Genomic DNA, 18,290 nt, shown 5'->3' with positions numbered 1-18,290 from the left:
CTCCCGGAATCGTTGAGTGAGTGGGGGACGGGCCGCGTCAGCGCGCACCCGCCGATGGTTCGCTGTCCTGCCAGCGGCGCATCAGGTCGTTCGACGGCACGGTTTCGTCGAGCAGCTTGCGGGCCGTTTCGACGCCGGCCACCGGCAGTCCGGCCGGTTCGAGCAGGCCGACCTGCACGAGCACGCTCGCTTGGTCCCAGTAGATGTGTTCGTGATACAGCTTGTCGCCGCGGAACTTGACGATCGCGACGAGCGGGATCTCGACGCGCCTGCCGGTCGGCGCGACGCCCGGCAGCATCCAGTCGATCTCGGTCGTGTGCGTGAAGCAGAACAGCAGCTCGTCGACGATCTGGCTCGCGCCGATCGTGCGCGAGATCGGCGTGATCGTCGTGTCGGGCGGATTCGCATGCACGAAATGGTGGGTGTAGAAGCGCTTCAGCTCGTCGTGGCCGACGCCGCCCGTCAGCGTCGGGATATGGTTGACGTACGGCTCGGCGACCATCGTGGCCATCGTCGCGTCGACGTTGCGCGTGTCGAATTCGTGCTTCAGATGGGTTTCCCACAGGGTGGACAGGTCGTAGTGCGGGCCGAGCGCGGCGCGGAACGCGGCGATCGCGCGCTGGTGGGCCATGATCGCGGCGGCCTTGTCGAAATGATCGCCGCCGGGGCGGGCGAACGCGTGATCGACACCCGGATACACGTAGACCTCGACGCCGTCGCGCGCGGACAGCGCGTCGGCGATGCGCTGCTGCGCGTCGGGCGGACAGAAGCGATCCTGCCCCGCGATCTGCAGCACGAGCCGCCCGCGCAGCGCCGCGGCCTCGTCCAGCGCGTGTTCGATGCCGACGCCGTAGTAGCTGACCGCCGCGGCCACGCCCGGCAGCCGGCACGCGGCGAGGTACGCGAGCTTGCCGCCGAGGCAGTAGCCGAGCACGCCGGCCTCGCCCGTGCATTCCGGCCGTTGCCGGAGCGCGTCCAGCGCGACGCCGACGTCCTCGACGCCCTTGTCCTCGTCGTATTCGCGATACAGCGCCATCGCACGCTCGACATCGGCCGCCGCGTAACCGAGCTCGAGCCCCGGCGCCTGGCGCCAGAACAGGTCGGGCACGAGCACCGTATAGCCTTCCTCCGCGTAGTAGTCGGCGGTTTCGCGCATCGTCGCGTTCGCGCCGAAGATCTCGTGGCACAGCACGATGCCCGGCCCCGCGCCGCCGGCCGGCGTGCTCAGGTACGCGCGAAACGCGCCGCCGTCCGGCGACGGAATCTCGATGTGACGTCCTTTCATGTGTCCCTCCATTCGGTTCATCTCGGTGACGGGCCCAGTATTGGCGGACGAAACGGGCGCTTCTATCCGCTTTCTTCGGCCGGTATCCGCGAATTCCGGAAACCTGTTGCACCGGCCGCCGCGCGTGGGCAGGCGCGCGGCTGACTGCGGGTATGTGCGGATGCGGAATCCCCGCACAGTTTTCTACGATGCGCGGACGGTCCGCTTCTTGCGTCGTTTGCGCGGGACTTGCGTGTCTTGACGGCCGGACTGTCCGGATACTCCGGGCGCTGTCCGGATCGTGCGGCGGATTCCCCGATCCGGGGAACGCATGCACGGCGCGAGTGCGATCGAGCATGACGGGAGAACTTCGATGGCGCAATTTTCCGAAACCGGCTGGCTGGCCGACGCCGCCTGTTTCAATCACGACAACCTGATGCTGCAGTCGAACGACGTCGACGAGGTGCGCGCACGCGTCGCCGACGTGTTCAAGCCGCACCGGCTCACGCCGACCGGCGAATCGCGTGCGCTGCACAGCTGCATGCATCACGCGCGCTGGGGCAACCTGTCGCTGAACCTGCTCGATTATGGCGGCGGCGTCAGCATCGAGCCCGGGCCGCTCGAACACTTCTTCCTGTTGCAGATCCCGCTGCGCGGCGACGCCGAGATCGAATGCGGTTCGACGCGCTTCGTGTCGGCGCCCGGCATCGCGTCGCTGATCTCGCCGACGCTGCCGCTGAAGATGCGGTGGGGCGATGCCTGTCCGCAGGTGATCCTGCGCATCGAGCGCGAAGTGATGGAGCGTCATGCGCAGCGGCATTTCGGCGACGACCGGCGTGCGCCGGTCGAATTCGAGCCGGCGTTCAGCCTGTCGTCGTCACAGGGGACGTGCCTCGCGCAGTTGCTGCCGATCCTCGCCGGCGCGATCTCGACCGACGCGCATCCGCTGCGTCATCCGCTCGCGTTCGAGCAGCTCGAATCGACGCTGCTCAACCTGCTGCTGCACGGCCACCCGAACAGCGCGCGCGCCGGCACGCGGCACGTGCCGGTGGTGCTCGCGCCGTTCTACGTGCGGCGCGTCGAGGAATACATCCGCGCGCATCTCGACGAGCCGCTGACGATCGAGCGGCTCGCCGAACTCGCCGGCGTCAGCCCGAGCACGCTGTTCGCCGGGTTCCGGAATCGCCACGGGATCACGCCGATGGGCTTCGTGCGGCAGTTGCGGCTGCAGCATGTGCGCGAGGAACTGCTGGCCGACGAGACGCCGGGGCTCGCGTCGGTGACGGACATCGCGCTGAAATGGGGTTTCGCGCATCTCGGGCGGTTCGCGATCGAGTACAAGCGGGCGTTCGGCGAATCGCCGTCGGCGACGCTCAGGATGCGGCGCGTGCGGGGGTGACGAAAACGGCGGGACGCGCGCCCGCCGTTGCGTCGATTCGCGTTCCGTCACCGAGCCTTTCTTCGGCGCGTCGATGCAGGGGATGCCGGCACGCCGTTTCGGCCGCAGGAATGTCGGCGCGGCGGGCGCCTGCCCGACACCGGCCTGACTCGGGTCGAGCCGGGGCTTCGCCGCGACGGGCCGCGCGTTGCGCGGCATCCGGCAACCGCCGGCAGGCAGATCGCCATGCGACTCGTCGACGGCCGCCGCGGAGGCCGCCGGCATCGCGGGCGCGGGTGCTTCCGTTCCGCAAGCAGCCCGGCGTTCTCATCATTCGTTCCTCTTTCCCCCTGACGAATATCGACGCCATGGTCGGCGAGCGATGCGCGCATGATCCGTGGTTCGAAAGCAGTCCCGTGCGGCGCGTTCAGAACAATTCAGTTCGCCGCCATGACTTTCAGATCCCCGTTCCCTAGTCTTGCTTCCGAACCGCCGCACGGGCCGGGCGCCATTCGGCCGCGCCGGGCCGCGCGGCGCAACCGGAACGGACCATGCCTTATCTGATCTCGATGGGGGCCGGCATCGCCGTCGGCCTGCTGTACTACCTCGTGCGCGTGCAGTCGCCCGCGCCGCCGCTGATCGCGCTGGCGGGGCTGCTCGGCATCGTCGTCGGCGAGCACGCGATCCCGTTCGTGCAGGCGCAGATGCGCCCGCCCGCCGCGCAGGTGCAGGACGCGAGCGCCGCCAACCCCGCGCAGGACCCCGCGTCATGCAACCGGGGCAAGTAACGGGGAGCGGCGCGGCCGCGCCCGGCGCCGCGTGGAGCGAGGACGTACTGCTCGCATCGATCGCCGGCTACGTCGACACGCTCGGCTTCGTCGCGCTGTTCGGCCTGTTCACCGCGCACGTCACCGGCAACTTCATCCTGATCGGCTCCGGCCTGGCCGGGGTCGGGCAAGGGCTCGCGATCAAGTTGCTCGCGTTTCCGGCGTTCATTGCGGGGATCGTGGCGGCGCGCGTGCTGGATCACCGGATCCGTGCATACGGGCACGGCACGCGGGCGTGTTCGCTGTATGCGCTGCAGGCGGTGCTGCTGGGCGGATTCATGCTCGCCGGCGTGATCGCGTCGCCGATCGCCGACGCCGATGCGCCGGCGACGATCGTCTGCGGGCTGCTCGGCGCCGCGGCGATGGGCGTTCAGAACGCGCACGGGCGCCTGACGGCACGCGCGGTCGTCGCGAACACGGTCATGACCGGCAACGTCACGCAGGCCGTGATCGACGCGTTCGACTGGCTCGTGCCGATCGCCGCACCCGCCGAACGGGAAGCCGCGCGTGCGCGGCTGCGCCGCACGCTGCCGCCGGTCGCGAGTTTCGCGCTCGGGGCGGGCGCCGGCGCGACCGCCTATCTGTACGCCGCGTTCTGGGCGCTGGCGCTGCCGCTCGCGGTGCTGGGCTTCCTCGCGTTTCGCTCCGGCCGCCGCGCCGGGCAACCGGCCTGACGCCGAACGCTGCATCCGGGCGCGGCGTGCCGCCGTGCCCGCCACCCTCAATGAAGGAGAATCCGATGAATGCATTGAACCTGCGCCAGGTGCTGCGCATGACGGCCGCGTCGACGGCCGTGCTGGCCGCGCTGCTGGCCGCCGCGCCGTCGCGCGCCGACGAGACCCATCTGGACGATACGGCGCGCCAGACCGCCGCCGCGCGCTCGCCGAACGCCTCGGTCGGCCCGCAGTACGACACGACGCACGTATGCGTGGCACCCGAGGACTTCGACCGCTTCACCGACAGCTTCGTCGCGACCTTCGGCGGCAAGAAGTCGAAGCAGGGCGTGTTCCAGGTCACGCCCACGCCGAGCCAGACGATGTCGCAGCTCGTGCTCACGCCGGTCGGCACGATCTCGGTGTTCGGCTTCAAGACGCCGATCCCGTATCCGTTCTGCGCGGAGCGCACCGGTTATCTCGTCACCGATCTCGACGTCGCGATGAAGTCGGCGCGCGCGCACGGCGCGGACGTGGTGGTCGACACGTTCCCCGACCCGATCGGCCGCGACGCGATCGTCCGCTGGCCGGGCGGCGTGAACATGCAGCTGTACTGGCACAACGAGCCGCCGCACTACGACGCGCTGCAGACGGTGCCGGAAAACCGCGTGTACGTGTCGCCGCAAAGCGCGAGCAAGCTCGCGCGCGACTTCGTCGCGTTCTCGCACGGCAAGATCGTGTCCGACGTGCGCCGCGCGCCGGGCATCGAGATCGGCCGGCCGAACGACACGTACCGGCGCATCCGCATCGAATCGGGCTTCGGCAAGATGACGGTGCTCGCCACCGACGGCCATTTGCCTTACCCGTTCGGCCGTGAGATGACCGGCTATGAAGTGGCCGACCTCGCCGCGACGCTGAAGCAGGCAGAGGCCGCGGGCGTGACCGTGCTCGTGCCGCCGTTCGCGTCGGACGGCCGCGATGCGGCGCTCGTGCAGTTCCCGGGCGGCTACGTCGCCGAGATCCACGCGCGGTCGAAATGAGCGTGCGGCGATCGATCGGTCGATCGTGGCGCAACGCGTTGCCGTCCGTCGTGCTCGCCGGCGGCATCGCGACGTGCGCGGGCGCGGCGTCCGGCGCTCAGGCGCCCGCGACGACGGACGCCGCCGGCACGTCGTGCGGCGCGAAGCGGCCGGCCGTGCTGTTCAACCGCTGGCAGGAGGACTGGTCGGCACTCGCCGCGCCGTGCGTGCCGCGCAAGCCGTTCGACGCGCTGAAGTACCTGCCGATCGGCGGCGACCCGTCGACCTATCTGTCGCTCGGCGCGAACCTGCGCGAGCGTTTCGAGCTGAACAACGCGCCGCTGTTCGGCCTCGGCGCCGCGCACGACGACCACTACGTGATCGAGCGCGCGACGGTGCATGCGGACCTGCGTTATCGCGAGCATCTGCAGGCATTCGTGCAGTTCGCGGATGCGCGTCCGTTCGGCAAGGACACGGTCGGCACGGTCGACCGCAACCTGCTCGATATCGAGCAGGCGTTCGTCGCGTACGTCGGCCAGTTCGGCACCGGCACGTTCAAGGCGCGGGTCGGCCGGCAGGAGATGGCGTTCGACCTGCAGCGCTTCGTGTCGGTGCGCGACGGCCCGAACGTGCGCCAGGCATTCGATGCGGTATGGGCCGATTATGAAATCGGCCCGTGGCGGCTGATCGGCTATGCGACGCGCCCGGTGCAATACCGCGACGACGCAGTGTTCGACGACGTGTCGAACCGGCACCTGCGATTCGACGGCGTGCGCATCGAGCGCAACGGCACCGGGCCCGGCGATCTGTCCGCGTACTGGTCGCGCTATACGCGCGACAACGCGCGTTATCCCGGCGCGTCCGGCACCGAGCGGCGCGACGTGTTCGACATGCGCTACGCGGGCAAGGCCGCCGGATTCGACTGGGACGCCGAGGCGATGCTGCAGACCGGGCACGTCGGGCAGGCCACGATCGGCGCGTGGGCGTTCGGCATGCTCGGCGGCTATACGTTCGCGAAGACGGCGGGCACGCCGCGCATCGGCATCCAGATCGACGGCGCGTCGGGCGACACGCACCCCGGCGACGGCCGCGTGGGCACCTTCAACCCGCTGTTTCCGAACGGGTACTACTTCACGCTGGCCGGTTATACCGGGTACAGCAACCTGATTCACGTGAAGCCGTCGCTGACGTTCAAGCCGGCCAGCAGCGTCACGGTGCTGACGGCGCTCGGCTTCCAGTGGCGCGCGACGACGGCCGACGCGATCTACGGGCAGGGCATGGCCGCGGTGCCGGGCACGGCCGGCCGCGGCGACGCGTGGACCGGCATGTACGCGCAGGCGCGCGTGGACTGGCTCGTCAACGCGAACGTCGCGCTGGCGGTGGAAGCCGTGCATTTCCAGCTCGGTCGCTCGATCCGTGCGCTCGGCGGCCGCAATGCCGACTACGTCGGGATGGAGGCGAAGTTCGGGTGGTGACGCGCCGGGTGCGGCCGCGCGTGTCAGCGCGGTTCGCGCGCCAGCGCGGCGACGAAATCGATGAACGCGGCCACGCGTTTCGAGCCGCGCTGGTTCGGCAGGTAAAGCGCGGTGACGACCGAGCGGGCCGTGCCCGGCGTGACGTCGTGGCGATCGAACAGCCGGCACAGCCGGCCCGACTCGATATCCGCGCCGATCAGCCAGTCGGGCAGCAGCGCGATGCCGGCGCCGTCCAGCGCGGCCTCGCGCAGCACCTCGCTGTGATTCGATTTCAGCCGCCCGGTGACGATCACCCGCGTCGTGCGCTGCGCGTCGGCAAACGTCCAGGTCTGCTGGTCGACGCCGAAGTGAAAGCGCAGGCACGCATGGTCGACGAGCTCGCCCGGCGTCGACGGCGTGCCGTGCGCCTCGAGGTAGGCGCGGCTCGCGACGACGTAGCGGCGGAACGTGCCGAGCGGCCGCGCGACGACGTCCGCGGACGGCGCCGCGTCGCCGAGGCGGATCGCCACGTCGATCCGGTTCGCGACGAGGTCGACCCGCTCGTCGGTCAGTTGCAGGTCGACGTCGAGTTTCGGGTGGGCCGCGACGAACGCGGCGATGTGCGGCGCAATGCAGCGCAGCCCGTAGGCGACCGGGACCGACACGCGCAACGGCCCGGACGGCGTGTCGCCGCGATCGGCGACGAGCGCGTCGGCCTCGGCGAGTTCCTCGAGCACGCGCCGGGCGCGCGCGTAGTACACGGCTCCCGCGTCGGACAGCGTCACCTGCCGCGTCGTGCGGTTCAGCAGCACGGTGCCGAGCGACGCCTCGAGCGCGTCCACGGCGCGCACGACGGACGACGCCGCGAGCGACAGGCGCCGCCCGGCGCTCGAGAAGCCGCCGGCTTCCGCCACTTCCACGAACGCGCGCAGCGCGGAGAGCTTGTCCATGTCATCGCCTCGTATGCGGGATGCAACGTCGCGTTGCATGCCGTGCGCATTCTAGCGCCGGGCGGCGCGCCCGCCGGCGCGCGGGCCGGGCTTTCAGGACGATTTCAGAACGATTCAGGCGGTGCGCCGCGAGCGCGGCTTCACCCGTCAGCGCGACCGTGCGCGCCGCCAGGCGCCGGGCGGATGGCCGACGATCCTGACGAAGACGCGGCTGAGATGGCTTTGGTCCGAGAAACCGCACGCCATCGCGATGTCGGCGAGCGTCATGTCGGACGTTTCGATCAGGTCCCGCGCGCGCATCACGCGCTGTTCGAGCAGCCACTGGTGCGGCGTGCGGCCGGTGGTGCGCGAGAACGCGCGGATGAAATACCCGCGCGACAGCTCGCACTCGGCCGCCACTTCCTCGATCGACACGCCGAGATCGGCCTTTTCCATCAGGAGTTCCTGCGCGCGCGACTTTCGCCGGCGACAGGTTCCCCGTGCGCTGCAGGTCGCGTGCGCGCAGATTGCCGTAGCGGCGCACGACGTGGGTGCCGATCGCGAGCCCGACCTGCTCGACGAACAGCGTGTTCAACGGCCCCGTCGCGTCGAGGCCCTCGGCCACCGCGAGCGCGAGGTGGCCGAGCACCGGGTCGCACGCGTCCGGGCGGCAGCGCAGGCCGCCGGTCGCGCTGCCGTCGTGCTCGGGGCCGAGGCCGGCGAGATACGTGTGCGGCAGCTCGACCAGCAGGAAGTCGAACCGGCCGTGCAGGTCCGCCCGGAAATTCCGCGAGAAATCGCGGATGTAGATCGAATGGGGCTGGAACCGGCGCTCGGAGGCGCCCGTGCGGCTGTAGATGGTGCGCGAGTGCCCGCCGTTCAGCGAGACGCCGACCAGGAAGCCGCGGTCGCACGCGGGCATGTCGATGCGCTCGACGAACGCGTCGCGCATGCACTTGCGATGCAGCCGCAGGCCGCCGACGGTCTGCTCGATATCCTTCGACAGCAGGCTCGACACGCATCCGAGCGTGTCTTTCGGGATGGGCGCCGGCGACGGGGCGGGCGGCGCGAGGGCGGGCTCTGGCATGAAGCTTTCCTGGAGGGACTCGGCACGCGAGATGTCGGGTCCAGTTTAGAGGGGCGCGCGATCGTTCAAAAATGATTTTGCACAAACGTCCGCTGCCGCCCGGGGGCGAAGCGACCGCACGCGGTCGTTGCACGCCCCGTTGCAACGCCTGTACACGCGGCCCGGCGGAGTATAGCGCGTCGCCGGCGGCCGGCCGCACGGGGTCCGGCGGCAGTCGCCGGACAGCGCATTATCTTTCAAGATTTTCGTGACACGTGTGTCTACACTCGATCCCGAATTCGACATTTTTCGTCCGGCGCGCCCAGCGGGCCGGACGCGGACTTCCTGCCCGGTGAGCTGCCGCGTTCACCGGGCTGTCATCCCGAGGTACCCGGAGGCGGCCATGATCCAGATCGGAACGTTGTCGGTGGATTTCGAGCAGCGCGACATACGCAGCCAGGGCGCGTCGCTGCGCATCGGCGCGCGTGCGCTCGACATTCTGGAGGTCCTGCATCGCGCGGGCGGTTCGGTCGTGTCGAAAGACGACATCATGGACGCGGTCTGGCCGGGCCTGATCGTGGAGGAGAACCGCCTTCAGGTGCATGTGGCGACGCTGCGCAAGGCGCTCGGCGCGAGTCGCGACCTGATCAAGACGGTCCCCGGCCGCGGTTATCTGCTGGTGGCGGGCGCGGCGCACGCGCCGGCGGCCGAGCCGCCGCCCGCCGCGGCGGCACCCGACGCAGGGGCGGCCGCGGCGTCCCTGCCGGCCCGCCTGATCGGGCGCGAGGCCGACATCGCGCAGATCGTCGACATGCTCGACGGGACGGCGGTCGTCACGCTCGTCGGCGCCGGCGGCATCGGCAAGACGAGTCTCGCCGCGCGGGTCGCGCACGACGTCCGCAGCCGGTCGCGCGAGCGTGTCCTGTTCGTCGAGCTGGCGCGCACGTCGACGCGCGGCGACGTGCTCGCCGCGCTCGCCGCCGGGCTCGGGATCGCGCCCGGCGTCGACACGTACCGGGCGCCCGCCGTCGAGCGCATCGGCGAAGCGCTCGCCGATGCGCGCTGCCTGCTCGTGCTCGACAACGCCGAACATATCGTCGACGTGGTCGCGGATCTCGCCGACACGCTGACCGCGGGCGCGGGTTCGCTGCGGGTGCTGGCGACCAGCCGCGAGCCGCTGCATATTTCGGCCGAAGCCGTGGTGCGCGTGAGCCCGCTCGCGGTGCCGGACAGCGGCGCGGCGGACGACGCGATCGTCCGCAGCCCAGCGGTCGAACTGTTTCTGGAACGGGTGCGCGCGGCCGCGCCCAATTGCCGGATCGACGCCGCCGGCATGCGGCTGATCGCCGACATCTGCCGGCGCCTCGACGGGCTGCCGCTCGCGATCGAGCTGGCGGCCGCGCGGGTGGCGACGCTCGGCCTCGCGGTCGTCGCGTCGCGCCTCGACGACCGCCTGAACCTGCTGACGGGCGGGCTGCGGTCGGCGCTGCCGCGTCACCAGACGCTGCGCGCGACGTTCGACTGGAGCTACGTGCTGCTGGAGCCGGCGGCACGCGCACTGTTTCGGCGCATGGGGTGCTTCGTCGGCCCGTTCACGTTCGATGCGGCGCGCGCCGTCGCGGCCGAGCCCGGTTCGTCGGCCGCCGACATGATCGCCGTGCTCGGAGAACTGGTCGCGAAATCGCTCGTGACGGTCGAATTCCACGGCGCTTCCGCGCGCTACCGGCTGACCGAATCGACACGCGCGTATGCGCTCGAAAAACTCCGCAACGAGGGCGAGTTCGACCTCGTCGCCGAACGCCACGCGCACTACGAACGCGCGCAGACGCAAGCGCAAGCCCACGTGCCGGCCGCGTCGCCGGCGGCGGTCGCGGTGAGTCCGCCGGCCGCCGGCGAGCCGGCGGGCACCACGCCGGACGTGGCCGGGCCGGACGCGCTGGCGCGCGCGCTGCTCGAGCCGGCGCGGATGCGCGAAAGTACCGTGCAGGCGCGACGGATGCTCGGCGACATCGACGCCGGGACGGCCGGGCCGGTCGATGCGGGCGGCGAGATGCGGCTGCGCTCGGCGTATGCGTCCGCGCTGCTGCACACGGACGGCGACGCGCTCGCCGCCGCCGCGATGTGGGACCGGACGCTCGACCTCGCGGCGCGCGCCGGCGACGACGCGTACGACGCGCGCGCGCTGATGGGGCTGTGGCACACGATGCTGGCGCTGTCCGACATTCACGAATCGCTGCGCTACGCGACGCGCTTCGAGCGGGCCGCCGAGCGGCGCGGCGACCGCGCGCAGTGCCTGCTGGCGAACGCGATGGTCGCGACGTCGCTGCATTACTTCGGCGAGCACGCGCAGGCGCGCGAGCGGCTCGAGGCCGCGACGGCCGAACTGGCCGGCGCGGGCGAGCCGCCGTGCGCGCAGGTGGCGCTGGGTGTCGACATGGCGACGTTCGGCGGCACGATGCTCACGCGGCTCGCGTGGCTGCAGGGCGACCCCGAGCACGCGATGCGGCTGGCCGCGCAAGCGGTGGAGGGCGCGCGCCGCGGCCCGTCGGCCCTGGCGCTGTGCTTCGTGCTCGGCACGGCTGCCGTGCCGATCGCCATGCGCTACGGCGACCACGACGCGACGACCGACTATCTCGCGACGCTGCGATCGGTATCCGACACGCACGGGTTCGACATCTGGCGTACCCATGCGGAATGCCTGACGGGACAGTTCGATATTCAGACCGGCCATCCGGGCGCGGGGCTCGCGCGGCTCGAACCCGCGTTGCGGCGCCTCGAGGCAAGCGGCTTCCGGCGCCTGCTCGCGCCGTTGACCGCCGCGCATGCGGAAGGACTCGCGCGCACCGGCCGCGCGGCCGAGGCGCGCACCCGGCTCGACGCGACGCTCGCGCGCTGCCGCGCGCACGGCGAACATCTGTTCGTGCCCGAACTGCTGCGCGTCAGGGGCGTGGCGACGCTCGAACAGGCGCGCACCGCCACCGCGAGTCTCGCGGCGGCATACGAAGCGGACGGCCATCGTCATCTGCAGCTGGCCATCCAGACCGCGAACGCGCAGGGCGCCGCGATGTGGGCGCTGCGCAGCACGCTCGATCTCGCCGATCACCTGATCGAGCGCGGACGTACCGGGCAGGCATCGACGCTGGTCGCGGGCCTCACGCGGCACTTCGATCCGCATTCGCGCGCGAATGACGTGCGCCGCTTGCTGCGCGTGCAGAATTTCGTCCGCCCGGACGCGATGCCCGCGGCAAGCCGGGCGCGCGTGCGGCGCGATGCCGTCGACGCGGCGCAGCCGGTGGCATGACGATGCGCGAGAACGGCAGGTCGGACAGGCCGCGCACGCACGCGGCACGCAACGGCGCATTCGACGGGGGCGCGGCGCCCGCGTGCCGGCATACGGACGCGCGACGTCGGGCTCGCCGCGTGCCGCCGGACGGCATGCCGGGAGGCGGCCGCCGCGCGCCCGCCGAGCCGCTCGGGAGGGCGCAGGGTGCTTAGGGCCGTGGACTCTGCACGTGCGGCGGACCTCGTCGTCTTCAACGGCAAGATCGCGACCCAGGACGACACGCGTTCGTTCGTCAGCGCGATCGCGGTCGCGGGCGGGCGCATCGTCGCGACCGGCAGCGATCGCGACGTGTTGCGTCACGCGGGTGCCGGCACGACCCGCATCGACCTGAACGGGCGCACCGCGATCCCCGGCCTGAACGACGCGCATCTGGGCGCGATCGGCGGCGGCCTGAGCTTCAACATGGAATTGCGCTGGGACGGCGTGACGTCGCTCGCCGATGCGCTCGACCTGCTGCGCCGCCAGGTGCAGCGCACGCCCGCGCCGCAGTGGGCGCGCGTCGCGGCGGGCTGGACCGCCTTCCAGTTCGCGGAAAAGCGCGGCCCGACGGTGGCCGAACTGAACGCGATCGCGCCCGATACGCCGGTGTTCATCCAGCATCTGGACGACAGCGCGTGGCTGAATGCGGCCGCGGTGCGCGCGCTCGGCTACGGGCGCGACACGCCCGATCCGCCCGGCGGCGAGCTTCGGCGCGACCGCCACGGGCGGCCGACCGGCCTGCTGCTGGCACGCCCGGACCCGGCCGTGCTGCAGGCGGCGCTCGCACAAGGCCCGACGCTCGGCGGCGGCGACCGGCTGAATTCCACGCGGCAGCTCTTGCATGCGCTGAATCGCGTCGGCGTGACGAGCGTGATCGATGCCGGCGGCGACGGGCTGGCCTATCCGGACGACTACGCGGCGATCGTCGAGCTCGCGCGGCGCGGCGAACTGACGGCGCGCATCGCCTACAGCGTCGGCGCGCAACGCGCGGGACGGGAGCTCGACGACTTCGCGCAGTGGATCGCGCAGATGACGCCCGGCGGCGGCGACGCGTTCCTGCGCACGAACGGCGCGGGTGCGCGGCTCGTATTCTCGGCCGTGGATCTGGGCAATTTCCTCGACCTGCGCCGCGATCTGCCGGCGTCGCTCGAAGCCGAACTCGCCCCGGTCGTCCGGCTGCTCGTGCGTCACCGCTGGCCGTTCCGCCTGCATGCGATCCACGACGAGTCGATCGGCCGCTTCCTGGACGTGTTCGAGGCCGTCGATCGCGAGACGCCGTTCGACGGGCTGCGCTGGTGCTTCGACCGCTGCGAGCGGATCGCGGACGCGAACATCGCGCGGATCGCGGCGCTGGGCGGCGGCGTGACGATTCAGCCGCGGATGGCGTTCCAGGGCGAGGCCTTCGTGGCCCGCTACGGCGCCGGCGCCGCCACGCGCGCGCCGCCGATCCGCGCGATGCTGGACGCCGGCCTGCCGGTCGGCGCGGGGACCGGCGCGACGTGCGCGGCGAGCTACAACCCGTTCGTGGCGCTGTACTGGATGGTATCGGGGCGTACCGTCGGCGGCACCGCGCTCTATCCGGCGCGCAACCGGCTCGGCCGGATGGAGGCGCTGCGCCGCTTTACGGTGGGCAGTGCATGGTTCTCGAACGAAGACGCGTGCAAGGGCGCGCTGATGCCCGGCCAGTACGCGGATTTCGCGGTGCTCACCGACGATTACTTCACGATCGATGCGCCGCGCATCCCGTCGCTTGCGTCGGTGCTGACGGTCGTCGACGGCCGGATCGTGCATGCGGATGCGGAATTCCTGTCGCTCGCGCCGCCGCCGCTGCCGGTCAGCCCGGGATGGTCGCCGGTGGCCGGAGCCGCGGCGGGCAGCCGCGACCGTACGGGGGCGGCGGGCTGCGGCGAAGCGTGCGCCGACGTCGGCGCGGATGCGTGCCGCGCACGCGGCGCCGCGCGGCGCTTCGCGCGGTCGCGTTATCCGGCGGCGTCCGGCGCGGTCGATCGCTGCGCGGCGTTTGGGCGCCGCTGCGTCGTTTTCTAGCCTGCGCGTGCCGGTGCGCAGGAAACGCCGACGCGCAGGCGCCGCGCGAAACGATCGTTTTTCGGCCCCCGGCGCGGGGCCTGGAGGAGGCAGGATGAAGGTTGCGCGTACGCGCGCTCAGGCAGCGGGCGACGAAGTGGCGGGCGTCGGCATTCCGCGCACGCCGGTTGCGATCGAGGCGGCCGATGCGGCACGCGCCGCGTTGCCGGCCGCGCTCGCCGATCATGCCGGACGCGTGTTCGTCCTCGCGTCGCTCGCCGCGCGTCGCGCGGGCGAACCGTGCGACGCCGATGCGCTGTTCGTGGCCGCGATGTACGCCAACATGGGGTTGAGTTACGCGTACTGCCGTTCGACCGCGCGATACGAAGTCGACGGCGCGGATGCGGCGCGCGCGCTGCTGCTTCGGCATCGCCGGCCGCGGCGCATGCGCGACGACGTGTGGTATGCGATCGCGCTGCATACCACGCCGGGCGTGGCCGCCCGCGTATCGCCGCTCTCTCGCGCGCTGGCGGCGGCCGTCTCGACGGACCTGATGGCAACCGATTTCGACGCGTACACGCTGCAGGAGCGCGACGCGCTGCTCGCCGCTTACCCGCGCGACGGCGGTTTCGCGGAAGCCTTCCTCGAAGCGGTCGCGCGCGGCGTCGAACATCGGGCGCCGTCGACGTTCGGCACATGGAGCGCGGACGTGCTCGAACGCTTCGATGCGGAATTTTACCGGCCGAATTTCTGCGGGCGTGTGCTCGGCGCGCGCTGGAACGACGGTTGACGGCGGGCGGCCGGCGCCGCGCCGGCCGCCTGCGCGGGCCGCGGTGCGGGCGCGGCGGCCGATACGCCGCTCATGCGTGCGCGCCTGCCGCGTCGTACCGTGCGTAATCGACATATCCGGCGCGATCGCCGCCGTACCAGCCGGCCGTCTTCGGCTCGGCGAGCGGTGCGCGCGCGGCAATGCGTTCGACGAGATCCGGATTCGCGATGTAGGCACGCGCGAACGCGACGAGATCGGCGTCGCCCGCGTCGATCAGCGCCTGCGCGGCATCGGGCGCAATGCCGCCGTTGACGATCAACGTGCCGCCGAACGACCGGCGCGCATGCTCGACGATCCGCGGCAGGTCGGGCTCGCCGCTCCAGCCGTTGGTGTCGGCCGCGTGCAGATAGGCCACGCCGGCTTCGTCGAGCATGCGGCCGACGTAGGCCAGCGTCGCATCCGGGTCGGCATCGCGCACGTTGTTGTACTTCGCGTACGGCGAGATGCGCACGCCGACACGCGCGAGCGGCATCACGCCGCCGACCGCCGCGACGATTTCCTCCAGAAAGCGCGCGCGGTTCGCGACCGACCCGCCGTAACGATCGTCGCGGCGGTTCAGCGTCGACGACAGGAACTGGTGCGGCAGATAACCGTTCGCCGCATGGATCTCGACGCCGTCGAAGCCGGCCGCCATCGCACGCGCCGCCGCGCGGCGGAATTCGTCCACGGCGTCGACGACCTCGGCGGTCGTCATCGCGCGCGACGGCGTCGCGTGAATCTTCGTGTAATAGCCGTTCTGCAACTGCGCCCAGACCTGCAACTGTTCGAGATCGTCGTTGACGCCGGACGGCGACAACGGCGCGGCACCGCCGAGCAGAGTCAGCGAGCTGACCCGGCCGCCGTGCCACAGCTGCGCGAAGATGCGCCCGCCGTTCGCATGGACCGCGTCGGTGATCTTTTTCCAGCCCGCGGCCTGCGCGTCGTCGACGAGCCCCGGCGTCAGCTCGAATGCCGCGGACGCGGCGCTGACGTTGGTCGCCTCGGTCACGATCAGGCCGGCGGACGCGCGCTGCGCGTAGTACTCGGCCATCAGTTCGGTCGGCAGGCCGCGCGACGGCGCGCGCGAGCGCGTCATCGGGCCCATCACGACGCGGTTGGGCAGCGCGAGGCCGCGCAGGTCGTACGGAGCGAGCAGGGAAGACATGAGGACTCCTTCATGGGTGAGGATGGGCGCGGTCAGGACCGCGCGGCAACGATGCCGTGTGACAGGCCGACCGCGCGGTGCCGCGCCGTCGGCGGCGGTTCACGCGTGCGCGTGACGTCGCGCGTGCGGGCGGCCGATCGCGACGTAATGGGCGAGCGCGACGAGCGGGAACGCCGCCGCGACGGCCGCGACGAGCGGCCAGCCGCCATGCTCGTACAGCGGGCTCGCGAGCGCGGAGCCGGCCGCGCCGCCGACGAAGATGCTCGTCATGTAGAGCGCGTTCAGCCGGTTGCGGCTCGCCGCGTGCAGTGCGTAGATCTCGCGCTGGCCGAGCACCATGTTCATCTGCACCGCGAAGTCGAGCACGATGCCGGTGACGACGAGGCCGTACACGCCGGCGCCGTGAACCGGCGCGCTCGCATACGCCAGCGTGCCGGCGACCAGCGCGATCAGCGTGGCGCGCACGGTGTGGCCGGCATCCGCGAGACGGCCCGCGACGGGCGCCGACGTCGCGCCGATCGCGCCGACGAGCGCGAACAGGCCGATCGCGGATTGCGACAGTCCGTAGTGACGCGTCAGCTCGACCGGCACGGCGGTCCAGAACAGGCTGAACGACGCGAACATCAGGCCCTGGTAGAACGCGCGATGGCGCAGCACCGGCATCGTGCGCACGAGATGCAGCAGCGAGCCGATCAGCGCGAAATAGGTGGCGCGATGGTCGGGCTGACGCGACGGAATCGTCAGCGCGAGCACGGCCGTGACGAGCGTCATCACCACGGCGGCGCCCGCGAACACGACACGCCAGCCGAACGCGTCGGCCACGATGCTCGACAGCGGCCGGGCGAGCAGGATGCCGAGCAGCAGCCCGCTCATGATCGTGCCGACGACGCGGCCGCGCGAGTGGTCCGGTGCCAGATGCGCGGCGAGCGGCACGAGGATCTGCACCGCCACCGAGCTGAAGCCGATCAGCAGCGAGACCGCGAGGAACAGCCCCGGCGTGCGGACGACCGCGGCGGCCGCGAGGCTCGCGATCGACACGACGGCCGTGACGATCATCAGCTTGCGGTTTTCGAGCAGATCGCCGAGCGGCACGATGAAGAACAGCCCGAACGCGTAGCCGATCTGCGTCAGCGACACGATCAGGCTCGCCGCGCCGCTCGACATGTGCAGGCCGGGGGCGATGAGTTCGGTGATCGGTTGCGCGTAGTACAGGTTCGCGACGATCGCGCCGCAACTGAACGCGAACAGCAGGATGAGCGCCTGCGTGAGCTTGACCGCGGGTGCGGGCGAGGCGAGCGGGGGGGTATCCGTTGACATGGTCGGCTCCGGGAAGGAAACAGGGCGGCGACGTAACCGGCCGCGATACCGTGAATGCTATTGACCGGGCGGCCGGCGCGGAATGGGTCCGGCACGCAATCGAGCATTGCGTGCCGCGCAAAGGTGCCGGAACGCGTGCGTTCAGCCGCGCTGGCCCTGCAGCGTCGGAATCTGCGCGAACAGGCCGGCCAGCCAGTCGACGAACACCTTGAGCTTGACCGGGACGTGCCGGTTGGGCGGATACAGCACCGAGATCGGGCGCGGCGGCGCGTTGAAGTCGGTCAGCACTTCGCGCAGCCGTCCCGACTGCAGGTACGGCTCGACCAGGTACAGCGACGTCTTGATCAGCCCGATGCCCGCGACGCCGCACGCGATGTAGTTGTCCGCATCGTTGACCGCGACCGTGCCGCACATCTGCATGACACGCGGCTCGCCGTCGACGACGTAGTCCCACGGGCGCGGCCGCCCGGTGTCGGCCGAGATGTGGCTGACCGCGACGTGCTGCGCGAGATCGTCGACGGTGGCGGGCTCGCCGAACTGCGCGAGATAGGCGGGCGACGCGCACGTGCAGGTGGTCAGGCTGCCGATCCGCCGGGCGATCATCCCCGAATCGTCGAGCGCGCCGATGCGCACCACGCAGTCGACGCCTTCGCCGACGAGATCGATCTGGCGATCGGTCACGCCGAGTTCGATCATGATGCCCGGATGGGCGGCGAGAAACGCCGGCAGCGCGGGCACCATGATCTGCTTGGCCATGGCCGGCGGCAGGTTCACCTTCAGCCGGCCGCGCGGCACGTTGCGGGCCTGCGATACCGAGGCCTCCATGTCGTCGATCTCGCGGAGCACCGCGACCGAGCGTTCGTAGTACGCCTGGCCGTCCTCGGTCAGCGAGATCCGGCGCGTGGTGCGGTTCAGCAGCCGGCAGCCGAGATGCTGCTCGAGCCCGCTCAGCAGGGCGGACACGCGCGGCGTCGTGAGGCCGGTGGTGTCGGATGCGCGCGTGAAGCTGCCGGTTTCGACGATGCGCGTGAAGACGCGCATCGAAAGCAAGGTGTCCATCGTC

General features: G+C 71.3%; 13 protein-coding genes and 1 pseudogene. 8 read left to right on the top strand and 6 right to left on the bottom strand.

All coding sequences use genetic code 11. The features are described 5' to 3' along the window. Positions 1-37: 37 nt before the first annotated feature. Positions 38-1,285 carry a dienelactone hydrolase family protein gene (locus HWX00_RS12570; RefSeq protein ID WP_175029202.1) on the bottom strand — a complete coding sequence of 416 codons (1,248 nt, stop codon included), beginning with the start codon at positions 1,283-1,285 and terminating at the stop codon, positions 38-40. 352 nt (positions 1,286-1,637) lie between these two features. Between HWX00_RS12570 and HWX00_RS12565 the strand changes: the two genes are divergently transcribed. The 5 genes from HWX00_RS12565 (at position 1,638) to HWX00_RS12545 (ending at position 6,616) form a co-directional block, all read left to right on the top strand. Then, the gene (locus tag HWX00_RS12565; protein ID WP_059560825.1) at positions 1,638-2,663 is read left to right on the top strand and encodes an AraC family transcriptional regulator; all 1,026 of its coding nucleotides are present in this window, start codon (positions 1,638-1,640) and stop codon (positions 2,661-2,663) included. Between the two features lie 530 nt (positions 2,664-3,193). Continuing rightward, complete coding sequence (locus tag HWX00_RS12560; protein ID WP_034191750.1) at positions 3,194-3,430, top strand: DUF1427 family protein; 237 nt, start codon at positions 3,194-3,196, stop codon at positions 3,428-3,430. Then, the gene (locus HWX00_RS12555; protein WP_069245800.1) at positions 3,412-4,143 is read left to right on the top strand and encodes a YoaK family protein; all 732 of its coding nucleotides are present in this window, start codon (positions 3,412-3,414) and stop codon (positions 4,141-4,143) included. Before HWX00_RS12560 ends, HWX00_RS12555 begins: the two co-directional genes overlap by 19 nt. A gap of 65 nt (positions 4,144-4,208) precedes the next feature. Continuing rightward, the gene (locus tag HWX00_RS12550) at positions 4,209-5,162 is read left to right on the top strand and encodes a VOC family protein (RefSeq protein WP_175029201.1); all 954 of its coding nucleotides are present in this window, start codon (positions 4,209-4,211) and stop codon (positions 5,160-5,162) included. Then, positions 5,159-6,616 carry an alginate export family protein gene (locus HWX00_RS12545; protein ID WP_175029200.1) on the top strand — a complete coding sequence of 486 codons (1,458 nt, stop codon included), beginning with the start codon at positions 5,159-5,161 and terminating at the stop codon, positions 6,614-6,616. Before HWX00_RS12550 ends, HWX00_RS12545 begins: the two co-directional genes overlap by 4 nt. Before the next feature lie 23 nt (positions 6,617-6,639). On the opposite strand, the gene HWX00_RS12540 is transcribed toward HWX00_RS12545, so the two are convergent. Both HWX00_RS12540 and HWX00_RS12535 read right to left on the bottom strand, forming a co-directional pair. Beyond that, positions 6,640-7,545, bottom strand: a complete 906-nt coding sequence (locus HWX00_RS12540; RefSeq protein ID WP_175029199.1) for a LysR family transcriptional regulator — start codon at positions 7,543-7,545, stop codon at positions 6,640-6,642. A gap of 147 nt (positions 7,546-7,692) precedes the next feature. Beyond that, positions 7,693-8,611 (bottom strand): annotated as a pseudogene (locus tag HWX00_RS12535) (helix-turn-helix domain-containing protein). A 382-nt stretch (positions 8,612-8,993) separates the two neighbouring features. Here HWX00_RS12535 and HWX00_RS12530 point away from each other — a divergent pair. The 3 genes from HWX00_RS12530 (at position 8,994) to HWX00_RS12520 (ending at position 14,727) form a co-directional block, all read left to right on the top strand. Next, positions 8,994-11,891 (top strand): ATP-binding protein, encoded by a 2,898-nt coding sequence (locus tag HWX00_RS12530; protein ID WP_175868113.1) that lies wholly within the window; start codon positions 8,994-8,996, stop codon positions 11,889-11,891. A gap of 186 nt (positions 11,892-12,077) precedes the next feature. Continuing rightward, positions 12,078-13,958, top strand: a complete 1,881-nt coding sequence (locus HWX00_RS12525) for an amidohydrolase (protein ID WP_069706153.1) — start codon at positions 12,078-12,080, stop codon at positions 13,956-13,958. A 94-nt stretch (positions 13,959-14,052) separates the two neighbouring features. Continuing rightward, the gene (locus HWX00_RS12520; protein WP_059560844.1) at positions 14,053-14,727 is read left to right on the top strand and encodes a hypothetical protein; all 675 of its coding nucleotides are present in this window, start codon (positions 14,053-14,055) and stop codon (positions 14,725-14,727) included. Positions 14,728-14,797: 70 nt separating this feature from the next. Here HWX00_RS12520 and HWX00_RS12515 read toward each other — a convergent pair whose 3' ends face one another. The 3 genes from HWX00_RS12515 to HWX00_RS12505 form a co-directional block, all read right to left on the bottom strand. Beyond that, positions 14,798-15,910, bottom strand: coding sequence for an alkene reductase (locus HWX00_RS12515; RefSeq protein WP_175028291.1), 1,113 nt, complete (start codon positions 15,908-15,910; stop codon positions 14,798-14,800). A gap of 99 nt (positions 15,911-16,009) precedes the next feature. Further along, positions 16,010-17,227: an MFS transporter gene (locus tag HWX00_RS12510; RefSeq protein WP_175028290.1), complete on the bottom strand. Its 1,218-nt coding sequence runs from the start codon at positions 17,225-17,227 to the stop codon at positions 16,010-16,012. Between the two features lie 141 nt (positions 17,228-17,368). Continuing rightward, on the bottom strand, positions 17,369-18,286 hold the full coding sequence (locus HWX00_RS12505) for a LysR family transcriptional regulator (RefSeq protein ID WP_034192060.1): 918 nt from the start codon (positions 18,284-18,286) through the stop codon (positions 17,369-17,371). Positions 18,287-18,290 lie beyond the last annotated feature (4 nt).

It is taken from the genome of Burkholderia seminalis DSM 23518, assembly GCF_902832885.1.
Classification (GTDB): Bacteria; Pseudomonadota; Gammaproteobacteria; order Burkholderiales; family Burkholderiaceae; genus Burkholderia; species Burkholderia seminalis.
The sequence above is the reverse complement of the archived record's forward strand: the minus strand, read 5'-3'. Positions and strand labels throughout refer to the sequence as shown.

Bases quoted from the DNA above. Each gene is read 5' to 3' on its own strand.
- HWX00_RS12570 (WP_175029202.1), bottom strand. From the start codon at position 1,285: ATGAAAGGACGTCACATCGAGATTCCGTCGCCGGACGGCGGCGCGTTT.
- HWX00_RS12565 (WP_059560825.1), top strand. From the start codon at position 1,638: ATGGCGCAATTTTCCGAAACCGGCTGGCTGGCCGACGCCGCCTGTTTC.
- HWX00_RS12560 (WP_034191750.1), top strand. From the start codon at position 3,194: ATGCCTTATCTGATCTCGATGGGGGCCGGCATCGCCGTCGGCCTGCTG.
- HWX00_RS12555 (WP_069245800.1), top strand. From the start codon at position 3,412: ATGCAACCGGGGCAAGTAACGGGGAGCGGCGCGGCCGCGCCCGGCGCC.
- HWX00_RS12550 (WP_175029201.1), top strand. From the start codon at position 4,209: ATGAATGCATTGAACCTGCGCCAGGTGCTGCGCATGACGGCCGCGTCG.
- HWX00_RS12545 (WP_175029200.1), top strand. From the start codon at position 5,159: ATGAGCGTGCGGCGATCGATCGGTCGATCGTGGCGCAACGCGTTGCCG.
- HWX00_RS12540 (WP_175029199.1), bottom strand. From the start codon at position 7,545: ATGGACAAGCTCTCCGCGCTGCGCGCGTTCGTGGAAGTGGCGGAAGCC.
- HWX00_RS12530 (WP_175868113.1), top strand. From the start codon at position 8,994: ATGATCCAGATCGGAACGTTGTCGGTGGATTTCGAGCAGCGCGACATA.
- HWX00_RS12520 (WP_059560844.1), top strand. From the start codon at position 14,053: ATGAAGGTTGCGCGTACGCGCGCTCAGGCAGCGGGCGACGAAGTGGCG.
- HWX00_RS12515 (WP_175028291.1), bottom strand. From the start codon at position 15,910: ATGTCTTCCCTGCTCGCTCCGTACGACCTGCGCGGCCTCGCGCTGCCC.
- HWX00_RS12510 (WP_175028290.1), bottom strand. From the start codon at position 17,227: ATGTCAACGGATACCCCCCCGCTCGCCTCGCCCGCACCCGCGGTCAAG.
- HWX00_RS12505 (WP_034192060.1), bottom strand. From the start codon at position 18,286: ATGGACACCTTGCTTTCGATGCGCGTCTTCACGCGCATCGTCGAAACC.